The organism is Acetobacter sp. DmW_043, from assembly GCF_002153485.1.
Taxonomy (GTDB): domain Bacteria; phylum Pseudomonadota; class Alphaproteobacteria; order Acetobacterales; family Acetobacteraceae; genus Acetobacter; species Acetobacter thailandicus.
Genome location: NZ_JOMN01000013.1, coordinates 111219 through 133648 on the forward strand (window position 1 = coordinate 111219; position 22430 = coordinate 133648).

Annotated in this window: 23 protein-coding genes; 15 read left to right on the plus strand and 8 right to left on the minus strand. The window is 50.4% G+C overall.

What is annotated here, in order from left to right; genetic code table 11:
• Nucleotides 1-5 precede the first annotated feature (5 nt).
• On the minus strand, nt 6-1085 hold the full coding sequence (locus HK11_RS04665) for an ATP-grasp domain-containing protein (RefSeq protein WP_086554173.1): 1080 nt from the start codon (nt 1083-1085) through the stop codon (nt 6-8).
• The gene (locus tag HK11_RS04670) at nt 1082-1657 is read right to left on the minus strand and encodes a DedA family protein (RefSeq protein WP_086554174.1); all 576 of its coding nucleotides are present in this window, start codon (nt 1655-1657) and stop codon (nt 1082-1084) included. Before HK11_RS04670 ends, HK11_RS04665 begins: the two co-directional genes overlap by 4 nt.
• A gap of 199 nt (nt 1658-1856) precedes the next feature.
• On the opposite strand from HK11_RS04670, the gene HK11_RS04675 reads away from it, so the two are divergent.
• The 8 genes from HK11_RS04675 to HK11_RS04710 are packed head-to-tail and all read left to right on the plus strand — an operon-like array spanning nt 1857 to nt 9733.
• Nucleotides 1857-2876 (plus strand): lytic transglycosylase domain-containing protein, encoded by a 1020-nt coding sequence (locus tag HK11_RS04675; protein ID WP_233133312.1) that lies wholly within the window; start codon nt 1857-1859, stop codon nt 2874-2876.
• Nucleotides 2873-3757: a septal ring lytic transglycosylase RlpA family protein gene (locus tag HK11_RS04680; RefSeq protein WP_233133313.1), complete on the plus strand. Its 885-nt coding sequence runs from the start codon at nt 2873-2875 to the stop codon at nt 3755-3757. The genes HK11_RS04675 and HK11_RS04680 overlap by 4 nt, the downstream gene beginning before the upstream one ends.
• Before the next feature lie 8 nt (nt 3758-3765).
• Nucleotides 3766-4977, plus strand: a complete 1212-nt coding sequence (locus HK11_RS04685) for a D-alanyl-D-alanine carboxypeptidase family protein (RefSeq protein WP_086554175.1) — start codon at nt 3766-3768, stop codon at nt 4975-4977.
• Nucleotides 4978-4980: 3 nt separating this feature from the next.
• On the plus strand, nt 4981-5613 hold the full coding sequence (gene tmk, locus HK11_RS04690) for a dTMP kinase (protein ID WP_086554176.1): 633 nt from the start codon (nt 4981-4983) through the stop codon (nt 5611-5613).
• 1 nt (nt 5614) lies between these two features.
• Nucleotides 5615-6571: a DNA polymerase III subunit delta' gene (locus HK11_RS04695; protein ID WP_086554177.1), complete on the plus strand. Its 957-nt coding sequence runs from the start codon at nt 5615-5617 to the stop codon at nt 6569-6571.
• A complete protein-coding gene (gene metG / locus HK11_RS04700) occupies nt 6568-8106 on the plus strand; it encodes a methionine--tRNA ligase (protein ID WP_086554178.1) in 1539 nt (512 codons plus the stop codon). Before HK11_RS04695 ends, metG begins: the two co-directional genes overlap by 4 nt.
• A gap of 3 nt (nt 8107-8109) precedes the next feature.
• Entirely contained in the window at nt 8110-8898 is a 789-nt protein-coding gene (locus tag HK11_RS04705) for a TatD family hydrolase (RefSeq protein ID WP_086554179.1), read from the plus strand.
• Between the two features lie 19 nt (nt 8899-8917).
• Entirely contained in the window at nt 8918-9733 is an 816-nt protein-coding gene (locus HK11_RS04710) for an MBL fold metallo-hydrolase (protein WP_086554180.1), read from the plus strand.
• A gap of 39 nt (nt 9734-9772) precedes the next feature.
• Here HK11_RS04710 and HK11_RS04715 read toward each other — a convergent pair whose 3' ends face one another.
• Together HK11_RS04715 and pdxH are read right to left on the minus strand one after the other, a co-directional pair.
• A complete protein-coding gene (locus HK11_RS04715; protein WP_086554181.1) occupies nt 9773-10651 on the minus strand; it encodes a universal stress protein in 879 nt (292 codons plus the stop codon).
• A gap of 43 nt (nt 10652-10694) precedes the next feature.
• Complete coding sequence (pdxH, locus tag HK11_RS04720; RefSeq protein ID WP_086554182.1) at nt 10695-11321, minus strand: pyridoxamine 5'-phosphate oxidase; 627 nt, start codon at nt 11319-11321, stop codon at nt 10695-10697.
• 197 nt (nt 11322-11518) lie between these two features.
• Here pdxH and fabI point away from each other — a divergent pair, with 197 nt between their 5' ends.
• The 3 genes from fabI to HK11_RS04735 all read left to right on the plus strand — a co-directional run bounded on the left by fabI (nt 11519) and on the right by HK11_RS04735 (nt 15203).
• Nucleotides 11519-12355, plus strand: coding sequence for an enoyl-ACP reductase FabI (fabI, locus tag HK11_RS04725; protein WP_086554183.1), 837 nt, complete (start codon nt 11519-11521; stop codon nt 12353-12355).
• A gap of 10 nt (nt 12356-12365) precedes the next feature.
• Nucleotides 12366-13439 (plus strand): chorismate synthase, encoded by a 1074-nt coding sequence (gene aroC / locus HK11_RS04730; RefSeq protein WP_086554184.1) that lies wholly within the window; start codon nt 12366-12368, stop codon nt 13437-13439.
• 249 nt (nt 13440-13688) lie between these two features.
• Nucleotides 13689-15203: a malate:quinone oxidoreductase gene (locus tag HK11_RS04735; protein ID WP_086554185.1), complete on the plus strand. Its 1515-nt coding sequence runs from the start codon at nt 13689-13691 to the stop codon at nt 15201-15203.
• A gap of 9 nt (nt 15204-15212) precedes the next feature.
• On the opposite strand, the gene HK11_RS04740 is transcribed toward HK11_RS04735, so the two are convergent.
• The 4 genes from HK11_RS04740 to bioB are packed head-to-tail and all read right to left on the minus strand — an operon-like array spanning nt 15213 to nt 18157.
• Complete coding sequence (locus HK11_RS04740; RefSeq protein ID WP_086554186.1) at nt 15213-15743, minus strand: 6-carboxytetrahydropterin synthase; 531 nt, start codon at nt 15741-15743, stop codon at nt 15213-15215.
• Complete coding sequence (gene queC, locus HK11_RS04745; RefSeq protein WP_086554187.1) at nt 15736-16464, minus strand: 7-cyano-7-deazaguanine synthase QueC; 729 nt, start codon at nt 16462-16464, stop codon at nt 15736-15738. Before queC ends, HK11_RS04740 begins: the two co-directional genes overlap by 8 nt.
• Nucleotides 16465-16467: 3 nt before the next feature.
• Complete coding sequence (queE, locus tag HK11_RS04750) at nt 16468-17109, minus strand: 7-carboxy-7-deazaguanine synthase (protein WP_086554188.1); 642 nt, start codon at nt 17107-17109, stop codon at nt 16468-16470.
• Nucleotides 17110-17134: 25 nt separating this feature from the next.
• Nucleotides 17135-18157, minus strand: a complete 1023-nt coding sequence (gene bioB, locus HK11_RS04755) for a biotin synthase BioB (protein WP_086554189.1) — start codon at nt 18155-18157, stop codon at nt 17135-17137.
• Between the two features lie 223 nt (nt 18158-18380).
• Between bioB and HK11_RS04760 the strand changes: the two genes are divergently transcribed.
• From HK11_RS04760 to cysC, 4 genes are all read left to right on the plus strand, one after another.
• Nucleotides 18381-18692: a DUF333 domain-containing protein gene (locus HK11_RS04760; protein WP_233127660.1), complete on the plus strand. Its 312-nt coding sequence runs from the start codon at nt 18381-18383 to the stop codon at nt 18690-18692.
• Nucleotides 18693-18965: 273 nt separating this feature from the next.
• A complete protein-coding gene (locus HK11_RS04765) occupies nt 18966-19652 on the plus strand; it encodes a phosphoadenylyl-sulfate reductase (RefSeq protein WP_086554190.1) in 687 nt (228 codons plus the stop codon).
• A 53-nt stretch (nt 19653-19705) separates the two neighbouring features.
• Nucleotides 19706-20500, plus strand: coding sequence for a sulfate adenylyltransferase subunit CysD (gene cysD, locus HK11_RS04770; protein WP_086554191.1), 795 nt, complete (start codon nt 19706-19708; stop codon nt 20498-20500).
• A 24-nt stretch (nt 20501-20524) separates the two neighbouring features.
• Nucleotides 20525-22405 (plus strand): adenylyl-sulfate kinase, encoded by a 1881-nt coding sequence (cysC, locus tag HK11_RS04775; RefSeq protein WP_086554192.1) that lies wholly within the window; start codon nt 20525-20527, stop codon nt 22403-22405.
• Nucleotides 22406-22430: the final 25 nt, after the last annotated feature.

Genomic DNA, 22430 nt, shown 5'->3' on the forward strand with positions numbered 1-22430 from the left:
GAATATCAGTCATTCAGAGGGTAGGAGGCAATCAGGTCTCTTTGCCTGAACCATAATCTGAATCCATAGAAAAGAGGGCAGGGTTTCCAGCCTTCTTTTCGTTTTTTGGCTCCGATAAGGAAAGCCTCATGATAATGGTGAAACTGTGTGGCGTAGGCTTCCCTCAGGGTCGTTTTTGAATCCCATATATGCGTTGCTTCTGAACCAATGCCGTTAATTTCGATAATTTCGAAATTTTTGCCTTCGCGGAGGGATTCAACACTATCAAATTTCACATCGACTCTTCCGAAATGGAAGTCGGGAATATCTTTCATAATTTCATCAAGCCGGCGGGTAAGAGCTGGTGTGATATCGTCTTTGCCATTACGAAAAATACTGCCTTTGCAATGATTTCCCGCAAATACCAGGTCAAGTGTCTGACCTTCTGGCAAAACCTCTTCAAGCCGGCCTTTCAGACGAGGGGTATAAACATCAAGCAGAAGGCTTGCGCGAGGGTCCTGTCTGAGAAGGGACAGTATGGTGTCACGGCCATTGCCTGTGAGTGTTGGGATATCTTTGTATGTAAGCGAAGAAATAATGCCATTGGGGCGGTCGGGGTGTCGAATATAAAAAAGACCGGCCTCGTGCCTGTATGGGATAAGCTTCTGGATAACGAGTTTAACGCCTCTTGGAAACGCAGCAAGAATATCTGCCAGCTCTTCATATGTCCTGATGAGTTTGACGCCACTGCCATTGCAGCCAATATCAGGTTTAACAACAGCCGGAAGAGTCAGGCCCTTTTTTTTCATACTTTCGAGGGCGCGTTCATAGTCTTTTGTGCTTGTTGTGACTGTGACGTAGGGGGCTATCCATTGTGAGGCGACAGAGCCGGCAAGATCAAGGATGCCACTTTTACTTTCACCGCACAGCCCGCCGGTTTCAATGCGTGGATTAGCCGCTGTTGGCAGGCATAAATCGCCATAACGAAGACCCAGCAGGATATAGTAAGTCACGACAGGGATATAAAACAGCCAGTCAGGCATTGTTTCAAAGCTGGATAAAGGATGGCCGGAATTACCCTGGAGTGAAGGGGAGTGAGAAGTCATTTTTTCTGCTTTTGAATACGTGTGGCCAGATGCCCCATCAGGATAATAATCAGTACGAAGCCAGCAATGCCTGCCCATCGCCATTGTCCAAGGTGCGTTAGCAGCAGGTTGCCTATGTGCAGAGATAAGGCAAAGAGAGCTGAAGTCCAGATCAGGGTTGCGAGAAAGGTTGCAAGAGTAAAGACTTTCAGGCCTGCATTGAAAAAACCACAGGCGGTATAAAGTGGCAGGCGTGTGCCCGGTATAAAGCGACTGACAAAAACAACTCTGAACAGGTTATTGGTCAGCCATTTTTTTTGCATGGCCCGGTCGGGGGTTTCCACCCACTTTCTGGCAGGCGGCCAGCGTGCTGCCAGATACCCCATGCCGTATAACCCGATATCTCCTGTGACGATACCAATATAAAGGGCAATGAGGGCTTCACCTGCTCCCAGTGTGTGCAAATTGACCTGTATTGCCGTTATGACAGTGGCTGCATCCTCGAGAATAAAAGTGGCAAGTATGACAATGAGGATCTGAATAATGGGAGAATGCGCAGAGGAGGCCAGAAAATTCTCAAGGGAGTGTATCATATAACTATCGAAAAAGAGCTTTGTCAGATTTGAGAAAGATAAATATCGTCGGACATCAGCTTGTTATAGTAAGAGATCTGTATAAAAAATATTTACTTTTATAGTGAAGAAGAAGGAACATAAAAACCTCGCCGCGCTGAACCGGATCAGCTGATTTTTTTAATTTTGCTGAATAACCACATAAAACTAAAGTAAGCCAATGATGAATATCAAAAAAAGGCAATTTGTTTGCGGGGTCGCTTCATTGCTGGCGCTTCCGGCTGGTGCGTATGCAGCATCAGCGCATACTATAAGCGATTATACTGTTGATGCTGCGGAGCGGCGTCGTTATGCCCGCTTTCTGAGTGTGGTAAGAGGTGAAGCCATCAGGCAGGGGATGTCTGCTTCTGTGGTTGATGCCGCTCTGGCGGTTACGCCCGCGCCCAATGCAAAAGTGCTCAAAGCTGACAGGCACCAGCCGGAATTTACGCTGACCTGGGCTCAGTATAAAGAGCGTGTTCTTACAGATAAAAAAATTCTTGATGGTCAGTCCGCGGTGGCGCAGCGCAAGTCTCTTTTTTCTCAGGTGAGTTCGCTTTACAAAGTCAGCACAGGTGCGATTGCCGGTATATGGGGGCTGGAATCAGCATATGGTAAAAAAACAGGCACCTATCATGTGATTGATGCGCTTGCGACTCTGGCATTTGACGGGCGTCGTTCCTCTTTTTTTCGTGCTGAGCTGTTTAAGGCGCTGCAAATTCTTAACCAGGGTGACATAACACCTTCTGCCATGCTGGGCAGCTATGCGGGGGCTATGGGGCAGCCGCAGTTTATGCCCAGTGCCTATCAGCGTTATGCAGTGAGTTTTCCCGAAGGCGGGCGACGTAATATCTGGACGAATGAGGCCGATGTTTTTGCCTCAGTTGCGAATTACCTTGCTAAGTGCCACTGGCGTTATGGTGAGCCATGGGGAGAAGCAGTGCATACGCCGGAGACACTCGCGCAAAGCGAGACAGGCCGTACGATCGTTCGTCCTTCATCATACTGGGTCAGTAAGGGGGTGACGCCTGTACTGGGGGGCGGTTTTGCACGCCCTGACCTGCCTGGCGCTATTGTTCGTCCGGATGGGCCAGGTGGTGAGGCTTTTATCGTCTATGCAAATTTTAACGTTATCAGACGTTACAATCCCTCTGATTTTTACGCATTAGCTGTTGGTCTGCTGGGGGATGCCATAGCGTGAAAAAACAACTGATTTTATCTGGTGCCTGTTTGTTGCTGTTCGGGTGCGATACGTCGCACCAGTCAGGGCCGGTACCACAGCCCTCTCTCCATTATGTGGTTGGTTCTGCGTGGCATGCTGAAAACCGGTGGTTTTATCCGCGTGAGACATTTTCATATGCTGAGACCGGGCTTGCCGTCGTGCAGCCAAAAGTAAAGGGGGCGCCGCCTTTAACCGCTGACGGAGAGGTCAGAAGCGATCTGACCATGACAGCTGCGCATCAGACTTTGCAGCTGCCGGCGATTGTGACTGTGACTAATCTGGAAAATGGCCGCCAGGCAGTCGTTCGCCTGAATGATCGCGGGCCAGACCAGGCTGGTCGCCTTCTTGCCGTAACACCCAGAGTCGCATCAGTGCTCGGTATAGGGCATGAGCCGGTGAGAGTGCGCATTGTTGAAAATGAAACTGCCAGTCGTGAACTTGCTGGTCAGCTTCCGGGTGGTCCCGCACTTCAGATCGCGGCTATGCCTGTCAAAGAAGTGTTGCAGAATGCCCTGGATAGCAGCGAAGCCCCGCATGCTGTCGGGGCAGTTTCTCACACGGCGGCTGTGAACCCTGAAAGCAGACCGTTAACGTCGTTGCCGGATTTGCCCGCTGTGTGGCAGGAGGGAGCACCCGCACCGGCGTCAGACTTGTGGGTTGAGACGGCAAATTTCACATCACGTTACACGGCGCAGAGAGCTGCAGCAGGGCAGGGAGCGCTGGTGGTGCCAACAATTACGCCTCAGGGGCAAATGTGGTCTGTCCGACTAGGCCCTTTTTCGACTATACATGAGGCTGATGCAGCGTTGAGAGGTTCTCTTGCCGCTGGTCAGACCGGATCTCATATTGTTGTTGAATAGGATACAGCGTGCATACTCGGCGGTTTCTTCTTGCAGGAGGGGTAGCTCTTGCTGGCAGTGGCTACTCATTGGCAGCACAGGCTCGTAAAGGGCATGCTCCATCTTTAAAAAAGAATCATGCTGCTGAAGCATCGGCTGCAGATGTTTCGACAGGTGCCGCGATTACACCGGTTGGTCCGGTTGATACGGTTGCACGCTGGGCCTGCATTCTTGATTATGACAGCGGTTCTGTTCTGCTTGAAAAAGCAGCTGATGAGCGCATGCCGCCGTCTTCTCTGACAAAAATGATGACGGCTTATATCACTTTCGAGATGCTGCGTTCAGGGCGCCTTAAGCTCGATCAGTCTCTGCCGGTCAGTGAAAGGGCCTGGCGTATGCAGGGGTCACGTATGTTCGTGCCTCTTGGTGCGTCTGTTCCTGTTCAGGATCTGATTCAGGGGATGGTTATTCAGTCAGGGAATGATGCCTGTATCGTTGTGGCGGAGGGCATTTCCGGCTCTGAGGAACAGTTTGTCGCTCTGATGAATGCAACAGCTGAAAAGCTGGGGCTGAAAAATTCGCACTTTATGAATGCAACGGGCTGGCCTGCTGAAGGGCATTATATGTCAGCGCGGGATGTCGCTTATCTGGCAGTGCGCCTGATCCATGATTTTCCGGAATATTATCATTTCTTCTCAGAAAAAGAGTTCTTCTTTAACAAGATACGTCAGGAAAATCGTAATACCCTCGTCGTTAAAGGTCTGGCTGATGGCCTGAAAACCGGCCACACAGATGCCGGTGGTTTTGGTCTGTGTGCGTCATCGCTGCGTGATGGTCGTCGGGTTGTGATGGCACTTAACGGTATGCCAACATCATCTGCCCGCGCCCGTGAGGGTGAGCGTTTGCTGGGGTGGTCTTTTGCAAATTTCGAGACAGCGAGAATTCTTGAGCATGGCACTGTCGTGACCCAGGCTCCTGTCTGGATGGGGCATGAAAAAACAGTCCCGCTTATGGTTGCTCAGGATGTCTCTCTGCTGCTGCCTCATGGCTGGCGTAATGATACCCATGTGTCGTTCGATTATCAGTCTCCTTTGCCAGCACCTCTGGTGCAGGGGCAGGCTGTGGGAACAGTCACTATCGCTCTCTCCGGTAATCGTCAGATGACCGTGCCGCTTATTGTCGGACAAAGCGTACAAGCTCTTGGTGTCTTTGGACGTGCTGCCCGCCGGATGCATCTTTAAGATATGACGAAGGGACTTTTCATTACACTGGAGGGTGGTGAGGGCGTTGGTAAGTCAACGCAGCTTGCCCTCCTTGAGCGCGCTTTGCAGGCCCGTGGGCTGGATATACTGGTAACGCGTGAACCAGGAGGCTCACCGGTCGCTGAGGATTTACGTAATCTTTTGCTGTTTGGTCAGCACAGCTTTTCGCGCCGCTCTGAAATTCTTACACATTTTGCCGCACGCTTTGATCATGTTGATCAGGTTATCGAACCGGCTCTTGCTGCAGGTAAGCTGGTGGTGTGTGACAGGTTTACTGACTCAACTCTGGCTTATCAGGCCTATGGCCGCGCTGAGGGTGAAGTAGGAACGTTGTCTCTGATTAATAACCTGCAAAAGCAGCTGGGTCGTCAGCCTGATATGACGTTTCTGCTTGAAGTGTCGCGTGATACGGCACGTAAGCGGCTTGCAGCGCGAGGTAAGCCTACGGATCGTTATGAAAAGTCCGATGAGGGTTTTCATATTCGTGTGGCGGAGGGCTTTCGCACGATAGCGGAACAAAATAAGAACAGGGTTATTGTCCTGAGTACAGAGCATATGCCGGCTGAAAAAGTAAATGCTGTAATCGTCGAACATATTTTATCAAGATTGCCGTAGAATGACGTCACCCGGAGAAGATCCCCGTTTGTCCTCCCTGCATTTACAGGGGCATCAGTCGGCGATTCAGCTTTTCACAGAGGCTAAGCGTTCAGGGCGTATGCCGCATGCCTGGCTGCTGACTGGCCCTCCGGGCATTGGTAAGGCAACTCTGGCATTTCATCTGGCCCGGATGGTGCTGGGAGGGGAAAGTGCTGAAAGCCCTGCCGGTCGTCGCATCTCTGCGGCAACACATGCTGATTTGCTCGTTATCAGTCGTAGTTATGACGAAAAACGCCAGCGTTACCGTGGTGAAATTGTTATGGACGAGGTGCGTCCGGTTAATGATTTTCTTCATCGCACTGCGGCGGAGGGCGGCTGGCGTGTCGTGATTGTTGATGGTGCCGAGTGGATGAACCGTAACGCTGCCAATGCGTTACTGAAAATTCTTGAGGAGCCACCTCCGTCTGCACTGTTGTTGCTGACATCTTCCTCACCAGGGCGGTTGCTGCCAACAATACGAAGCCGTTGCCAGCGTATTGATCTTAAACCTTTGTCCTCTTCCGAGCTGGCAGCCGTGATCGCGCGTGAGGCGCCGGGCACAGCACCGGCTGAGCTTGAGCGGGCTTTATCCGCAGCGCAGGGCTCTCCCGGGCGGGTGTTTGATCTTCTGGCTGATGAAGACGGGCAGATGGCGGGTCTGGTGCAGCAGGCCCTTAACGGTGTTTCAGTAAGTGATGCATACATAGTGGCTGAAACAGTTTTGAAAAAAGAGAATGGTTTTAATTTATTTTTCAGTCTGTTATCAAATGCCCTGCAGGAACAGGCCCGTTCTTCAGCCAGGCAGGGACTGACAAAGTCAGTCTTTTTCGCTAAGGCGTGGGAGAATGTTATGCGTCTTCAGAATGAGACCGACCATTTTAATCTTGATAAACAGGAAGCGCTTCTCGAAGCGATGATGATTGCGGGTAAAGTATGACCAGTCGTTTTTACGTCACAACGCCGATTTATTATGTTAACGGAGCCCCCCATATCGGGCACGCTTATACATCGGTTGCGGCAGATGTTCTCGCACGTTTTCATCGTTTGTCCGGGCATGAGGTTTTCTTTCTTACCGGAACAGATGAACATGGCCAGAAAGTTGAACAGGCCGCGCAGAATGCTGGCATAGCACCACAGCTTTTTACTGATCGTATTTCTGCAGATTTTCGCGATATGGCTGATGTAATGGCTATTTCGTACGACGATTTTATTCGCACGACCGAGCCGCGCCATATAAAAAGTGCTCAGGCTTTGTGGCAGAAAGTGGCTGAAAATGGTGCCATTTACTCTGGTGCTTATGAGGGCTGGTACGCGCTGCGTGATGAGTGCTTTTATGGTGAGGACGAGCTTGTTACCGGTGCAGATGGTGTAAAAACAGCTCCTACCGGTGCCCCGGTTGAGTGGGTTAAGGAGCCGTCTTACTTCTTTAAACTGTCAGAATATCAGGACAGACTGCTTGAGCTGTATGAGAAAAATCCTGAATTTTTAGGGCCAAACAGCACACGTCGTGAGATTATCAGCTTTGTAAAACAGGGGCTGCGCGATCTTTCTATCAGCCGTACAAGCTTTAAATGGGGTGTCCCTGTACCAGGTGACGAAGACCATGTGATGTATGTCTGGTTCGACGCACTGGCAAATTACCTGAGCGCGCTTGATTATCCTGATATGTCAGCAGAAAAAGCCGCTTTCTGGCCGGCCAGTCTGCACCTTGTTGGCAAAGATATTGCTCGTTTTCATGCCGTTTACTGGCCTGCATTCCTGATGGCTGCTGGTATTGAGCTGCCTGAGAAGATTTTTGCAAATGGCTGGTGGACTGTTGAAGGCCAGAAGATGAGCAAGTCACTGGGTAATGTTGTTGACCCACGTGAACTTGTAAAAGAATTCGGGCTCGACAGCGTCAGGTTTTTTCTGCTGCGTGAAGTCCCTTTTGGCGGCGACAGCGATCTGTCACGTAAATCAATGATTATGAGAAATAACATTGAGCTGGCGAACGATTTGGGCAACCTGTGTCAGCGCACGCTCTCTCTCGTTGCCCGTAACTGTGGCGGTGTTGTGCCTGAGCGCAGGGTACTGACGGATGAAGATAAGCAGCTTCTTGGTCAGGCTTCTCTTCTGCCGCAGCTTCTGAGTGATCGCATGGCAGCCTGTGCTCTGACTGATGCTCTTGAAGATGTGTGGAAAGTCATTCGTGCAGGTAATGCCTATATCGACCATCAGGCACCCTGGGCACTCCGTAAAACAGATGAGGAGCGTATGAAAGACGTTCTTCGTGTGCTGCTTGATACGCTGCGCAGTATCGCAACAGTGCTTCAGCCCTTTATGCCTCAGAGCATGGAGAAAATGCTGGTGCAGCTGGGTGTTAATGAAGATGAGAGAAGCTTTGCTGCTCTTGAGGTTCTGCTGCCGGCTGGTCGTAGTCTGCCAGCGCCTCAGGGTATTTTCCCCCGTTATGTCGAACAGGAAGCTGGCTGAGTTATGACCGGTCTGATTGATTCTCACTGTCATCTTGATCATTTTAAAGATGAAGAAATACCGGGGCTGCTTGCCGCAGCTCAGGCCGCAGGTGTCAGCGGTATGGTCACGATAGGGACCTATCTGTCACGTGCGGCTCAGCAAAAATCTCTGACACGTTTTTCAACGCCAGATGTGCGTATATGGTGCACAGTTGGTACACACCCTGATTCCGTCGGGGAAGAAACTCTGCCTGAGGTTGAAGATATCGTTCAGATCGCCAGCGCACCGGAAGTTATCGGTATTGGCGAAAGCGGTCTCGATTATTTTCACGGTGAAGAAGCGGTCAGACCTTTGCAGCAGGAGAGTTTCAGGCGGCATATTGGCGCTGCCCGTGAACTTGGTCTTCCGCTGGTTATTCATGCCCGGCAGGCTGATGACGATATTGCGCATATTCTGCGCGAAGAGACGGAGCGGGGTGCTTTCCCGATGTTGCTGCATTGTTTTGCATCAGGGGCAGATCTGGCCAGGTGTGTGGTTGATCTTGGTGGTTACGTCAGTTTTTCTGGTATTTCGACTTTCCCGAAATGTGGCGAATTTCGCGATGTAGCCCGCTCTGTGCCACGGGAGAGGGTGCTGGTTGAGACAGATTCACCCTATCTTGCGCCTGTTCCTAAACGTGGCAAACGAAATGAGCCTGCTTTTGTTGCGCATACAGCGGCTTGCCTTGCCCGTGAGTTTGGGCAAAGCGAAGAGGATTTTGCCCGCATGACGACTGAGAATTTTTTCAGGCTGTTCCGAAAAGCAGCATAACAGGGCAGGTGGTTCAGAGATGAAAGTCACCATTCTTGGGTGCGGCGGGTCAGCCGGTGTGCCAATGATAGGCGGAGATGACGGCTCAGGCATATGGGGATGTTGCGATCCGTCTGAACCCCGCAACAGGCGTACGCGCGCTTCCATTTTCCTTGAGATGGATAATGGCGAAAATATTCTGATTGATACCGGGCCTGATCTTCGTCATCAGCTTCTGTCAAACGGTATCAGTGCCTTTCGCTGGTTATTTTTCACGCACGCCCATGCTGATCATGTGGCTGGTCTTGATGATGTGCGTGGGATAAACAGAGTTATAAAAGAGCCGATCAAAGCGTTTGCCCGCCGTGAAACACTCGATGATATCCGGAATAAGTTTGGCTATGTGTTTCAGCCCTGGACACCGCCCTCATTTTTTCGGGCTGTTGTTGAAGCAAATTGTTTGCCAGATTACGGTCATTTTAACATGGCAGGCTATCGTTTTACGATTTTCGGGCAAATACACGGCAAGGTAAGTTCCGCTGGCCTTCGCTGCGGCCGTTTTGCCTATAGTACCGATGTTGTTGAGTTAAGTGATCAGGCTCTGGAGGCTCTTGCCGGAGTGGAAACCTGGGTCGTTGGCTGTTTTCAGCGCGAGCCACATGTTGCTCATGCCTGGCTTGAGCGTATTGTCGAGTGGCAGGCAATTATAAAACCACAGCGTATTATTCTTACGCATATGGGGCCTGATATGGACTGGCAGTGGATGGAGAAAAATCTGCCATCTGGGATTGAGGCGGCCTGGGATGGTATGAAGCTCTGTCTTCCACAGGCAGAGCGTGGCATGGAAGAGATCTGATTTCTCCTCCACGCACGTTTTCTGAGTATTTATATAAAGTCAGCGGCTCATAAGCACTGTGATGTCGGCATGTTCCAGGACATGGCGTGTTACACCGCCAAGGATAAGCTGCCTGAGCCTGGAGTGGGAGTAAGCACCCATGACCAGCATATCAGCATCAAAGTCTTTACAGGCCGCGAGCAGCCCTTTGCCAACATCTTTATTAACAGGTGCAAATGTTACAGTGTCAGCCCTGATATCGTGGAATGACAGATAGTCTATAACATCTGCAACGTCAGGCCCTTTGCGCTGATAGTCATCGCAGTAGAGGACACGCACGGCTTCAGCACCAACAGCCCAGGCCAGAGCCGCGCGGAGTGCTGATGAGGCCTCTGCTGTGCCATTCCATGCGATACAGACACGTTTGATAAGGCCGGTCGTCGGCGTTTGTGGTGCGATAACAACCGGGCGGCCACTGTCAAACAGCACTGAGTGCAGGGTTTCTGAAGAAGATACTTCTTCGCCGGACTGAGGATGAGGCACAAGTGTGAAGTCAGAGAGGCGTGCGTGATAGGGTATAATTTCTGCCGGGTTGCCCGTTAGCGTACAAAAGCTGATGCTTGCTTTATCAGCCGGGAATGGCGAATGCGGGGGCACAACTTCGATATCTTTATGTTCGGCAACAAACCTGACAAACAGATGATGGACGTCGTGTGCGGTTCGTGCACTCTCATGTTCAGCTGAGCGCATCAGCTCCTCAACCATAGCACCAGACAGGCCTTCACCGGCCAGGGGAGCTATGTCTCTTCCATCAGATCTGATGTGCAAAACAGCAAGATGAGCATGAAAGCGCCGCGCAAAATTATAGCCGCGTATCAGCGCGGCTTCTGCGTTGGAGGTACTGGGTAAAGGAAGTAAAATCTTTCTTACATCTTTCATTAGCGTAACACTCCTTAACTCTGTTTTGGCTGTTATATCACAATCAGGGATAAAGTCTTGTCGCGCTCCAGGTGTTCGCTTCAGGTGTCCAGCGGGCTCTGTCATGTAATCTGTAGGGACGCTCCTGCCAGAACTCAAAGGCTGAAGGCTTCACTCTGTAACCTGACCAGTTGGCAGGACGAGGCACCTGCTGGCCTTCGTAGCGCTCTTCAGCTTCCTGAATGCGTTTTTTAAAGATTTCACGGTTTTCAAGCGGGCGTGACTGGTCTGAGGCAACGGCTCCCAGCCTTGACATTCTGCTGCGGCTGGCAAAATAGAGATCTGCCTCCTGCTCCGAAACAGGGGAGACAGCGCCTTCAATTCTGATTTGTCGGCGAAGGCTTTTCCAGTGGAACAGCAGGGAAACAAAAGGGTTTTCTGCCAGTTCAAGGCCTTTGCGGCTTTCTTTGTTCGTGTAGAACACAAAACCGTTTCGGTCGACACCCTTGAGGAGAACAACCCGAAGGGAAGGGTGACCATCGGGTGTGCTGGTCGCCAGAACCATAGCATTAGCATCTGATGGTTCACTGACCTCTGCTTCTTCCATCCAGTCAGTAAATAAATCGAAGGGGTCAGACTTCAGGTCAAGAAGCGTCTGAGTGTTTTCTGTATTTTGAGAATAATCGCCCATATGTCGCTCTTTTATCTCTCAGGGTATCGCTCGTCAGACACAGTGCCTTAGTTTTCACTTTGTCAACCGGGAGAATACACTTGCTTTTAGTTTTCGGGAAAGGCAAATCAGTGGGTGTTGGGGTATGGCAGATGCCTCCGGCTTTAAATGACCCCGTATTTTTAAATAACCCAATATTTTTAATTGAGGAATAGAGCATGACAACAGAGCACGCGACAGCCTGTACAACACAGGGTACACTGATGCAGGGCAAAAAAGGTCTTATTATGGGCGTAGCTAACGACCATTCTATCGCCTGGGCTATTGCTCGTGCTGTAGCGGCTCAGGGTGGTGAGCTTGCTTTTACATATCAGGGTGAGGCGTTAGGTAAGCGTCTGCGCCCTCTGGCTGAAAGTGTTGGCTCTCAGCTGGTTCTGCCCTGCGATGTATCAGATGAAGCGGCTATTGATGCCGTGTTTGAACGTCTGGAAAAAGAATGGGGAGAGCTCGATTTCGTTGTGCATGCTATCGGCTGGGCTGATAAAAAATATTTGCGCGGCCGTTATGTTGATACACCAAGAGAAGCTTTCCTGACGGCAATGGATATTTCATGCTTTTCTTTCACAGCTGTTGCGCAGCGTGCTTCAAGGCTGATGAAAAAAGGCGGCTCACTTTTAACGCTGAGTTATCTTGGCGCAGAACGGGTAATGCCACATTATAATGTGATGGGTGTTGCCAAAGCAGCTCTTGAGGCGTCAGTACGTTATATGGCAGCCGATCTTGGGGCTGATGGCATTCGTGTTAATGCTGTCTCGGCAGGTCCGATCAAAACCCTTGCTGCGAGTGGTATTGGCGATTTCCGCTACATTCTTAAGTGGAACCAGCATAATTCACCGCTTGAGCGTAATGTTTCTCTTGACGATGTTGGTGGGGCAGGCCTTTACATGTTGTCTGATCTTTCCGCCGGTGTGACAGGGGAGGTTCATCATGTCGATTGTGGGTATCACATCGTTGGTATGAAAAACCCTTCAGCACCGGATATTTCCATCGAATAAGAGGAACGTGGTGTCTCATAATACTTTTGGGCATTTATTTCGTGTAACGACCTGGGGGGAAAGTCACGGGCCGGCTATTGGCTGTGTTGTCGATGGGTGTCCGCCTGGTCTTGCTTTATCAGAGGCTGATATTCAGCCTTTTCTGGACCGCAGAAAACCAGGCACATCTTCTTTTACGACACAGCGTAAGGAGCCCGATGCTGTCAGGATTCTTTCGGGTGTTTTTGAGGGGAAGACGACAGGCACACCTGTTTCTCTTCTGATTGAAAACACAGATCAGCGTTCACGAGATTATGGCGACATCGCACAGACATACAGGCCAGGTCATGCTGATCTGACCTATGACCTTAAATACGGCATTCGTGATTATCGGGGGGGTGGCCGCTCTTCTGCACGTGAGACGGCAATGCGCGTCGCTGCCGGCGCTGTTGCGAGACGCATTCTGGGTGAGCAGGTCAGAATACGTGCAGCCCTGATACAGCTTGGCCCGCACAAAATTGATCGCTCAGGGTGGGACTGGAGTGAGGTCAACAATAACCCCTTTTTCTCACCCGATGCCTCTGTCGTGCCTGCATGGGAAGAGTATCTGACCACCATCCGTAAAAATGGCCTGTCAGCCGGAGCCGTGATTGAGGTTGTGGCCGAGAACGTGCCGGCCGGGTTAGGCGCGCCCATTTATGGCAAGCTGGATTCAGATCTGGCAGCGGCTTTTATGAGCATTAATGCTGTCAAAGGTGTTGAAATCGGTGATGGCTTTGCTTCTGCTGCCTTAACCGGAGTTGAAAACGCAGATCCGCTGTTTATGCGAGATGGTCAGATTGCGTTTGGTGCTAACCATGCAGGGGGTATTCTCGGTGGTATTTCTACCGGTCAGCCAGTGGTTGCACGTTTTGCAGTAAAACCAACCAGCTCGATGCTTACTCCTGTATCATCAGTCACGAGCGATGGTGTGGAGAAAGAAGTTATTACAAAAGGTCGTCATGACCCTTGTGTTGGTATTCGGGCGGTGCCTGTTGGTGAAGCTATGATGGCCTGTGTTCTCGCAGATCATCTTTTGCGTCACAGAGGCCAGACAGGCCGCTAAGCGCCCGTGCCAGGCCGGAGTATCATTGTGATACCCTGCCTGGCGCTATTTTCTAAATAAATTTTATAATTCATGCCACCTCTCGCAGAGATGAGAAGGCAGATGGTGTAAGCTGTGCCATATATTCACCATCTTAACGGTGCTTTTAGTATGAGCCTGATGTTTTTGCTTGTCAGATGATATTTTTTTTGAGGTCTTTTCGTATCGTTTGCGGGTTAAAAGCAAAGTTTGTTATTTGCGGAGATCATCATGAGTTCCACCCCAACCAGTAATGTATCCTCGGTTGATGTCGCTTTAATCGGCGGAGGCGTGATGAGCGCCACCCTGGGAACCCTGCTCACACAGTTGCAGCCAGACTGGAAGATCAGCATTTTTGAACGTCTTGAGGATGTTGCTCAGGAGAGTTCAGATGCATGGAATAATGCAGGCACAGGGCATTCAGCTCTCTGTGAGCTGAATTATACGCCACAAAAACCAGATGGCAGCGTTGATATCAGCAAAGCTGTCGGTGTGAATGAGGCCTTTCAGGTTTCCAGGCAGTTCTGGAGCTTTCTGGTTGAAAACGGGTTCATTAAAAATCCAGAGGATTTTATTACGCCTATCCCGCATATGAGCTTTGTATGGGGTGAAAAAAATACTGAATTTTTGCGTAAACGCTACGAGGCGCTGAGTCAGCATCCGCTGTTTGAAGGGATGGAGTATTCGGAAGATCCTGCACAGATGGCAGAATGGATGCCTCTCGTGATGCAGAATCGTAAACCTGGTGAAAAACTCGCCGTTACACGCAGCCTTAATGGTACAGATGTTAACTTTGGCGCCTTAACACATCTGCTGACAAAATATCTTAAAGAGAGTGGTCACTGCACCATTAACACCGGTCATGATGTTCTGGATATTACACGTGACCCGGCGGGTGGCTGGCAGCTCAGAGTGCATAATCTGACAGTCAACACACAGTTTACTGTTAAGGCGAAGTTTGTATTTATCGGGTGCGGTGGTGGTGCTCTGCCATTACTCCAGAAAACCGGTATTCCTGAATCACGCGGTGTAGGTGGTTTCCCCGTGAGCGGGCAATTCCTGCGGTGTAAAAACCCTGACATCATCGCGCGTCACGGTGCCAAAGTGTATGGCAAGGCATCAGTTGGTGCACCACCAATGTCTGTACCTCATCTTGATACAAGAATGATCGATGGCAAGCGTGCACTGCTGTTCGGGCCATATGCCGGGTTCTCAACACGCTTCCTTAAAAAAGGTTCGCTCCTCGACCTGCCTAAATCTGTTAAAACAGGCAATATTCTGCCAATGCTGGCGGTTGCCCGTGATAACTGGGACCTGACACGGTATCTGATTCAGCAGGTAATGGAATCAAATAAAGAGCGTATTAACGCGCTGCGTGATTTTATTCCTGATGCACAAGCTGAAGACTGGGAGCTGGTTACAGCAGGCCAGCGTGTGCAGATTATTAAAAAAGATGCAGCAAAAGGTGGCGTGCTTCAGTTCGGTACGGAGGTTATTTCGAGCCAGGATGGTTCGGTTGCTGCACTGCTTGGTGCTTCTCCCGGTGCATCAACTGCAGCCCCGATTATGCTGTCAGTGCTGAAGAAATGCTTTGCAGATAAATTGCCTGAATGGGACGCTAAGCTTAAGGAAATTGTGCCTTCTTACGGTCAGAAACTGGCTGATAATCCTGAACTGTGTCGCAAGCTGCGTGAGAAGACATCTGAAATACTGAAACTTAACAACCCAGGGCGGGCAGAGGTCTGAAAAGACCTCTTATAACGGGTCAGATATCGACATATCCGGCCTGTACCACCAGCATTGTTCAGGTGCCCGGGGGCGAGGTAAAAAATCCTCCGGGTTGCCATCAAAAGTGACCGTGTTGGTGGGGGTCTCCTGTAATGAGACCTCAGTGCATACTAACAGTCCGCCCTCTGCCTTTAAAAAGGCATTGAGCTTTGCCATCATCAGGCAGACCATGAGTTCCGTTGTAGGATCTCCCGGGGTGACGACGATGCGCTGAGCACGTTCGGGTTCGTTTGCTTCAAACCATAATAGTAGCGGGTCATCCTCTGCCAGTTGCAGGGCATGGTCGAGTTTTTCATCAATGAAATGATGCCAGGTACTTTTTGCCTGCTGAAAAGAGACCGGCATATTGCCAGAACCATCAAGCGGAGCAGGGCTTGTGCTGGCGAGGCGCACAGTTACAAATTCATTGTGACCATGGGGAAGGGCGCAGCGTTCGCTTGCTCCGTGTATCAGTCTGTGCCCCATGGAAAAACGACGGGTAAAAACAAGATCAGGCATGTGGCGCAGGCCCGTTATAATTTTCCCATCCAGCTTTGCGCAGGTCGCAGGCAGGGCAGTGACCGCACCCATGCCCCCATGCATGAGCCGGGCCACGTTCACCCATGTAGCAGGTATGACTTTCCTGATTGATGAGTGTGACGAGGGATTGCCCTCCAATATTTTCTGCCAGGCGCCATGTTTCGGCTTTATCGATCCACATCAGAGGAGTGTGCAGCACGTAGCGACTTTCCATGCCCAGATTTAACGCGACCTGCACGGCTTTAATCGTATCGTCACGGCAATCCGGATAGCCGGAATAGTCTGTTTCGCACACGCCGGTAATAATATGACGAATACCACGACGGGCAGCCAGAGCTGCGGCAAAAGTCAGAAAAATAATGTTGCGGCCGGGTACAAAGGTATTGGGCAATCCGTTTTCGGCCATCGCAATTTCTGCATTGCGTGTCAGTGCCGTTTCAGAAATATCGCCCAGAGCCCCCAGAGCAAGGGTGTGATCCTCACCAAGGCGTTCAGACCATAATGGATTAAGCACCGTCATACCCTCTCTGAGGGTTTTGCGACACTCAAGTTCAATAGCATGGCGCTGACCGTAATCGAAACCAAGCGTTTCGACACGGCCGAACTGAGCCAGCGCCCAGGCGAGACACGTTGCAGAATCCTGACCGCCTGAAAATAGTACGAGAGCAGATTCATTCAGATAATGCGACGGAAAGGTCATAACTTAGGGGATACCTGTCAGTTTATGCGTTTGCAGAGACAGACCCCATTGAGGGTGCTGCAGACAGTAGCGGATAGCGGCCTGTATGTTGTCCTGCTGATTGGCACCATCCATTGGCTGGAGCCAGAAATGTTTAAAATCAAGAGCGGTAAGTGACGTGGGATCAAGCCCAGGCTGAGGATAAACCAGCTTCAGCTCGGTGCCACTCGTCTGGACAAGGTCAGTGCCTGCTTTGGGGCTGATACATACCCAGTCTATCGTTTCGGGTGCGGCAATAGTGCCATTGCTTTCGACAGCTACTGAAAAGCCCTGTTTGTGCATAGCACTGATCAGAGCGTCATCAAGCTGAAGGAGTGGCTCGCCCCCGGTAAAAACAACGAGCCGATGGCTGTAAGAATCGCTATCAGCAGGCCACTGCAAAGCAATGGCAGAGGCAAGATTTTCAGCTGTTTCAAACTTACCGCCGCCAGGGCCATCGGTGCCGATAAAATCAGTATCGCAGAACTGGCACTGTGCTTTTTCACGGTCTTCAGAGCGACCGCTCCACAGGTTGCATCCTGTGAAACGGCAAAACACGGCGGCTCGTCCGGCCTGACCACCTTCACCCTGAAGTGTCAGAAAGATTTCCTTTACTGAATACGTCATCAAATAAAAGCCGGTTTATGGTTGCTCATGCAGGTGCGTGTACTGGTACGGCATCCAGGCCGATACCTGTTGTATGCATACCAAGACGATCAAGCAGCTTACGATCTCTCTGCGCCTGAGGGTTGGGGGTTGTGAGCAGGCGTTCACCGTAGAAGATTGAGTTAGCACCCGCCAGGAAGCACAGGGTCTGTGTCTCATCGCTCATGTTTTCACGACCTGCTGCCAGACGCACACGACTTTTTGGCATGGTGATTCGTGCAACAGCAATCATGCGTACAAAATCTATGGGATCAACGGTCTCAGCTTCACCCAGAGGGGTTCCTTTAACGCGTACAAGCAGGTTAATGGGCACGCTTTCAGGGTGAACGGGCAGGGTAGCCAGGGCAGCAATCAGGCCAGCACGGTCTGTTTCATTTTCTCCCATGCCGACAATACCGCCACAACAGACGTTAATACCTGCATCACGTACGTTTGAGAGTGTATCCAGACGATCCTGATAGGTGCGGGTTGTAATAATTTCACCGTAAAATTCAGGAGATGTATCAAGGTTGTGGTTATAATAATCGAGGCCTGATTTTTTAAGTTTCTCAGCCTGGTCTGTATCGAGCATACCCAGCGTTACACAGGTCTCAAGTCCCAGTTCCTTCACGCCCTCAATCATAGAGCAGACTGTTTCCAGGTCGTGCTCTTTAGGCGAACGCCAGGCGGCCCCCATGCAGAAGCGGCTTGCACCTGCGCTTTTTGCTTTACGTGCTTCTTCCAGAACTGTCTCAACCGCCATCAGACGGTCAGCTTTCACGCTTTCTTCATGCCTGGCGCTTTGTGGGCAGTAGGCACAGTCCTCAGGGCATCCACCGGTTTTAATAGAGAGAAGAGTTGAGATCTGAATATCGGTCGGGTCAAAGCTGGCACGATGTATTGCCTGTGCACGAAACATCAGCTCAGGAAACGGGAGGTCAAGCAGGGCCTGAATTTCAGCAACAGTCCAGTCATTGCGACACTGGGGTGCACCAGAAGAGAAGGGGGCGATAGGCGAACCGTCAGCCATAATATATGCAATCCTGAATATTGAGAGATAGAGAATGGGGCGAGTATAGTCGCTTTATAACATGAAAGCCAGCAGGAGAGATGCCCTCTGCTACAGAGAAGGAAGTCCGGCCTGCACCTGTTAATTTTTTAAGTTATAGTTCATAATAAGCAGTAAAAAAAGAGTTAAATGATCTTATATATCAGGTCATTTCTCTTGAAATTTAAGGGGGTATCTCAAGGATATGCAGATTCATTTTTCACCTTTTAAAAAGGGAATGGTTATTTTCGCACTGGCAGCAGGACTGACAGCATGCAGCCATCCTGATCAACCATCTGCCGATGCATCTCTGACCAAGACGACACAGGTTCGCACTCTGAGAGTACCTAATCCAGCAACTGTGTATTGCATAAAGCAGAAAGGGACTATTGAGATACGCAATGAAAGCAAGGGACAGATCACATACTGCCACTTACCAGATGGTACAGTGACCGAACAGTGGACCTTGTTTCGTCAGAACAATCCTGATCAGGCAGCGGCAGGAGCATCGAAATAACATCATTCAGTTGCGGGAGACTATCGGTTTCCCCCTCTGATATATAAATCCTATAAGATATATTATGCCAACTAAATGATAATACGACGGGAGAGCACCATATGTAATTTGTGGGTTCAACGCTATTGAAGTGGAATTTTTATAATTTTTTTCATTAATCCGGTTAAAATCTTAAATACTGATCAGAAAGTGAATTATTTGGTTGCTTGCATTTCAAACTACGAATGAATAAGTCACTATCAGAACATAGACCCTGTTTTTGAGGGAAATCAGATGACAGTCACAGCCAGTGTGCTTCAGGAACTGAAGAAATCAGAAGACGATCCGGTTAATCTTTTAAGGCGGGCATCTGAACTGCTGCCTGGTAAGATTGCCGTCATGTCATCTTTTGGCGCTGAATCTGCGCTGTTGCTGGCCTTCGTCGCTGAGGCTGATCCGACTTTGCCTGTGATTTTTCTGCAAACAGGTCAGCATTTTCCTGAGACTTTACGTTACCGTAAGGAGCTCGCTGAGAGACTGGGTTTGACAAACGTGCAGGACGCGGCTCCGCCCCCTGCCCGAATTGCCGAATTCGATCCTACAGGTGAGCTGTGGGCTTTCGACCCTGACGCCTGTTGCCGTATTCGCAAAGTTGAGCCGCTTGATACGGCCTGCCTGCCTTATCCTGTGCTTGTTACCGGGCGTAAACGTGGTCAGGCCATAACACGGCAGGCCTTGTCTGTTGTCGAAGTTAAAGATGACGGCCAGGTTCGTCTCAATCCTCTTGCCGCATGGTCAGCTGATGAGATCAGGCAGGAAATGGTGCGTCGTGACCTGCCTCCGCACCCCCTGGTTGCTGAGGGTTACCCTTCAATCGGATGTGCGCCATGCACACATTCTGTAAAAGAGGGGCAGGATGCACGGTCAGGACGATGGGCCGGCCTTGCCAAGACAGAATGCGGTATTCACACAGCCCGCTAAGGTGCATGCTGTGACGGTTTAATTTACTTTTTAGAAACAGGTTTTTATCCATTATGGACCATTTAGATCAGCTTGAGGCTCAGAGCATTTTCATTCTGCGTGAGGCCTATCGTAAATTGCGTCCTCTGGCCATGTTATGGTCTCTGGGCAAAGACTCAAACGTCATGGTGTGGCTGGCGAAAAAAGCCTTTCTGGGTCGCGTGCCTTTTCCTGTCATGCATGTTGATACAGGCAAAAAATTTCGTGAAATGTACGAATTTCGCGATGAATATACAAAAAAATGGGAGCTTGATCTGCTCCTTGGGGATTGCCCGCCTGTAGAGGAAATGGACCCTTCTCTTCCTCCGGCTGCCCGTTCGGCTGCCCGTAAAACGGCTGGTCTTGCGGCTATGATTGAGAAGCACCGCCTGCAGGGTGTTATTGCCGGCATTCGTCGTGACGAACAGGGTACCCGTGCTAAAGAGCGCGTTTTCAGCCCTCGTGGTGCCAGCCATAAATGGGATATCCGCAATCAGCCTCCCGAGTTCTGGGACCAGTATGCCACCCCGCATGAAGAAGGTATGCATATTCGTGTTCATCCTCTTCTTTCATGGAGAGAGATTGATATCTGGCGTTACATCGAGCGTGAAGGTATCCCCCTGGTCGATCTGTATTTTGCAAAAGATGGTAAACGTTATCGCTCTCTGGGTGATCAGGATATTACCAGTCCGGTTGAAAGTAATGCCTCAACACTTGCTGAGGTTATTGCAGAGCTGGAAACGACACGGACATCTGAGCGTTCAGGCCGCGCGATGGATCATGAGTCTGAGGATGCCTTCGAACGTCTGCGTGTTGCAGGTTATCTCTGATATTTAGTGCGGACAGGAAAGATCATGACCCAGAGCAATACTTTTTCTCACGAAGCAGCAACGCCAATTGTTATTGTTGGCCATGTCGATCATGGTAAATCTACTTTTATTGGCCGGCTGCTGCACGATACAGATAATCTGCAGGATGGTAAGGTCGCCCAGATTATTGAATCATCTAAAAAACGTGGCCTCAAAATTGAGTGGAGCTTTCTGCTCGACTCTTTGCAGATTGAACGTGACCAGGGCGTTACGGTTGATTCAACCCGTATCCCGTTTCATCTGAACAAACGTGAATTTGTTATTGTTGATGCCCCCGGCCACCGCCAGTTTTTGCGTAATATGATAACCGGTGCCGCCGATGCAGAGGCCGCTGTGCTGGTTGTTGATGCAGCCGAAGGCGCTCAGGAGCAGACACGTCGTCATGCAATGCTGCTGCATCTTATCGGCATCAGGCACGTCATCGTTCTGCTCAATAAAGCGGATCTTCTTGATTTTGATCAGAAAAAAATTGAGGCCGTTCAGAAGTCAGTGACTGACCTGCTGGAGAAACTGCATCTGAAAGCTGCCGTTTTTGTTCCGGCTTCTGCTCGTGATGGTGATAATATTGCGGCACGTTCAGAGCGTACACCATGGTACAAAGGTCCGACACTGACAGAAGCGCTGTCAGCTGTTCCCTCACCTGAATCCCGTAACGAGCTGCCTCTGCGTCTGCCGGTGCAGGATGTTTATCGTTTCGGAGATAAACGCTATGTTGCCGGTCGTATCGAACGTGGTCGTGTTCGCGTTGGTGAAACGGTCATTATTGGCACACAGAAAACACCTGCCCGTATTGCCTCTATCGAAAGCTGGCACACAGCCCCGCAGATTTCTGCCGTTTCAGGGCAGTCTGTCGCTGTAACGCTTGAGCCGGATGTTATCCCCGATCGTGGTGATATTCTGTTTCAGCCCGAGGCGTCTCCTGTGAGTGCATCACGCATTAAAGCCCGTCTGTTCTGGCTGCGTCAGGAACCGCTGCATGTTGGTGAGAGCTTTAAGCTGCGCCTGGCGACAGCAGAGCATGATGTAACAATTGCATCGATTGACAGTGTACTTGACCTTGAGAACCTGACCCAGAACCCTGGCGATGAAGTGCCTGCTGAAGGTTTTGCTGAGGTTACACTTGCCGCTTCAGAAAATATTCTGTTTGACCCTTTTACACCGGGTACCGCTGATGGTCGTGGTGTTCTGGTTGATCGTCAGCAGCGTATCGTTGGCGGTGCACCGCTGATTGATGCGGCTGCAGTTGCTCAGGGCGAAAATGCTATTCACCCCAGTGCAAGCCGTGTAACGCAGGCTGACCGTGCACGTCAGGCTGGCCATCGCAGTGGCGTGTACTGGCTGACCGGGCTTTCCGGCTCAGGGAAAAGTACTCTGGCCCGCGGTGCAGAGGCTCAGCTTTTTGCTCAGGGCCTTAATGTAAGTGTGCTTGATGGGGATACGCTGCGTGCAGGCCTGTGCAAAGACCTTGGTTTTTCAGAAGAAAGCCGGACAGAAAATGTTCGTCGTGCAGCTGAAGTGGCCAGAATTCTGAGTGATGCAGGTCAGGTTGTTCTTGTCGCCCTGATTTCCCCGTTACGTTCTGATCGTGCTCTCGCACAGCAGATTATTGGCTCAGATTTTAATGAAGTCTTTGTTGATGCTGCTCTTTCTGTGTGTGAACAGCGTGACCCTAAAGGGTTATATGCAGCAGCCCGTGCCGGAAAAATTTCAGGTTTCACCGGTATCGATGCGCCGTATGAAGCTCCTGAAAGTCCTGCCCTGCGCCTTGAAACAGCTGACAATGGTGCTGATGCGGGTGTAAAAAAACTGACAGACTTTATTAAAGGCAATGTAGCTCTTGCTGCATCTGCGCGTAAAACTCTGTAGTCACCTGTTTAGTGTCATGGGCTAA

What these genes read in the sequence shown, in the direction of transcription:
- tmk (WP_086554176.1), top strand. Translation starts at nt 4,981, where the DNA reads ATGACGAAGGGACTTTTCATTACACTGGAGGGTGGTGAGGGCGTTGGT.
- pdxH (WP_086554182.1), bottom strand. Translation starts at nt 11,321, where the DNA reads ATGGGCGATTATTCTCAAAATACAGAAAACACTCAGACGCTTCTTGAC.
- queE (WP_086554188.1), bottom strand. Translation starts at nt 17,109, where the DNA reads ATGACGTATTCAGTAAAGGAAATCTTTCTGACACTTCAGGGTGAAGGT.
- cysD (WP_086554191.1), top strand. Translation starts at nt 19,706, where the DNA reads ATGGACCATTTAGATCAGCTTGAGGCTCAGAGCATTTTCATTCTGCGT.
- HK11_RS04740 (WP_086554186.1), bottom strand. Translation starts at nt 15,743, where the DNA reads ATGCCTGATCTTGTTTTTACCCGTCGTTTTTCCATGGGGCACAGACTG.
- HK11_RS04665 (WP_086554173.1), bottom strand. Translation starts at nt 1,085, where the DNA reads ATGACTTCTCACTCCCCTTCACTCCAGGGTAATTCCGGCCATCCTTTA.
- HK11_RS04760 (WP_233127660.1), top strand. Translation starts at nt 18,381, where the DNA reads ATGCAGATTCATTTTTCACCTTTTAAAAAGGGAATGGTTATTTTCGCA.
- HK11_RS04765 (WP_086554190.1), top strand. Translation starts at nt 18,966, where the DNA reads ATGACAGTCACAGCCAGTGTGCTTCAGGAACTGAAGAAATCAGAAGAC.
- HK11_RS04735 (WP_086554185.1), top strand. Translation starts at nt 13,689, where the DNA reads ATGAGTTCCACCCCAACCAGTAATGTATCCTCGGTTGATGTCGCTTTA.
- HK11_RS04675 (WP_233133312.1), top strand. Translation starts at nt 1,857, where the DNA reads ATGATGAATATCAAAAAAAGGCAATTTGTTTGCGGGGTCGCTTCATTG.
- HK11_RS04705 (WP_086554179.1), top strand. Translation starts at nt 8,110, where the DNA reads ATGACCGGTCTGATTGATTCTCACTGTCATCTTGATCATTTTAAAGAT.
- metG (WP_086554178.1), top strand. Translation starts at nt 6,568, where the DNA reads ATGACCAGTCGTTTTTACGTCACAACGCCGATTTATTATGTTAACGGA.
- HK11_RS04695 (WP_086554177.1), top strand. Translation starts at nt 5,615, where the DNA reads ATGACGTCACCCGGAGAAGATCCCCGTTTGTCCTCCCTGCATTTACAG.
- HK11_RS04710 (WP_086554180.1), top strand. Translation starts at nt 8,918, where the DNA reads ATGAAAGTCACCATTCTTGGGTGCGGCGGGTCAGCCGGTGTGCCAATG.
- HK11_RS04715 (WP_086554181.1), bottom strand. Translation starts at nt 10,651, where the DNA reads ATGAAAGATGTAAGAAAGATTTTACTTCCTTTACCCAGTACCTCCAAC.
- bioB (WP_086554189.1), bottom strand. Translation starts at nt 18,157, where the DNA reads ATGGCTGACGGTTCGCCTATCGCCCCCTTCTCTTCTGGTGCACCCCAG.
- queC (WP_086554187.1), bottom strand. Translation starts at nt 16,464, where the DNA reads ATGACCTTTCCGTCGCATTATCTGAATGAATCTGCTCTCGTACTATTT.
- cysC (WP_086554192.1), top strand. Translation starts at nt 20,525, where the DNA reads ATGACCCAGAGCAATACTTTTTCTCACGAAGCAGCAACGCCAATTGTT.
- fabI (WP_086554183.1), top strand. Translation starts at nt 11,519, where the DNA reads ATGACAACAGAGCACGCGACAGCCTGTACAACACAGGGTACACTGATG.
- HK11_RS04670 (WP_086554174.1), bottom strand. Translation starts at nt 1,657, where the DNA reads ATGATACACTCCCTTGAGAATTTTCTGGCCTCCTCTGCGCATTCTCCC.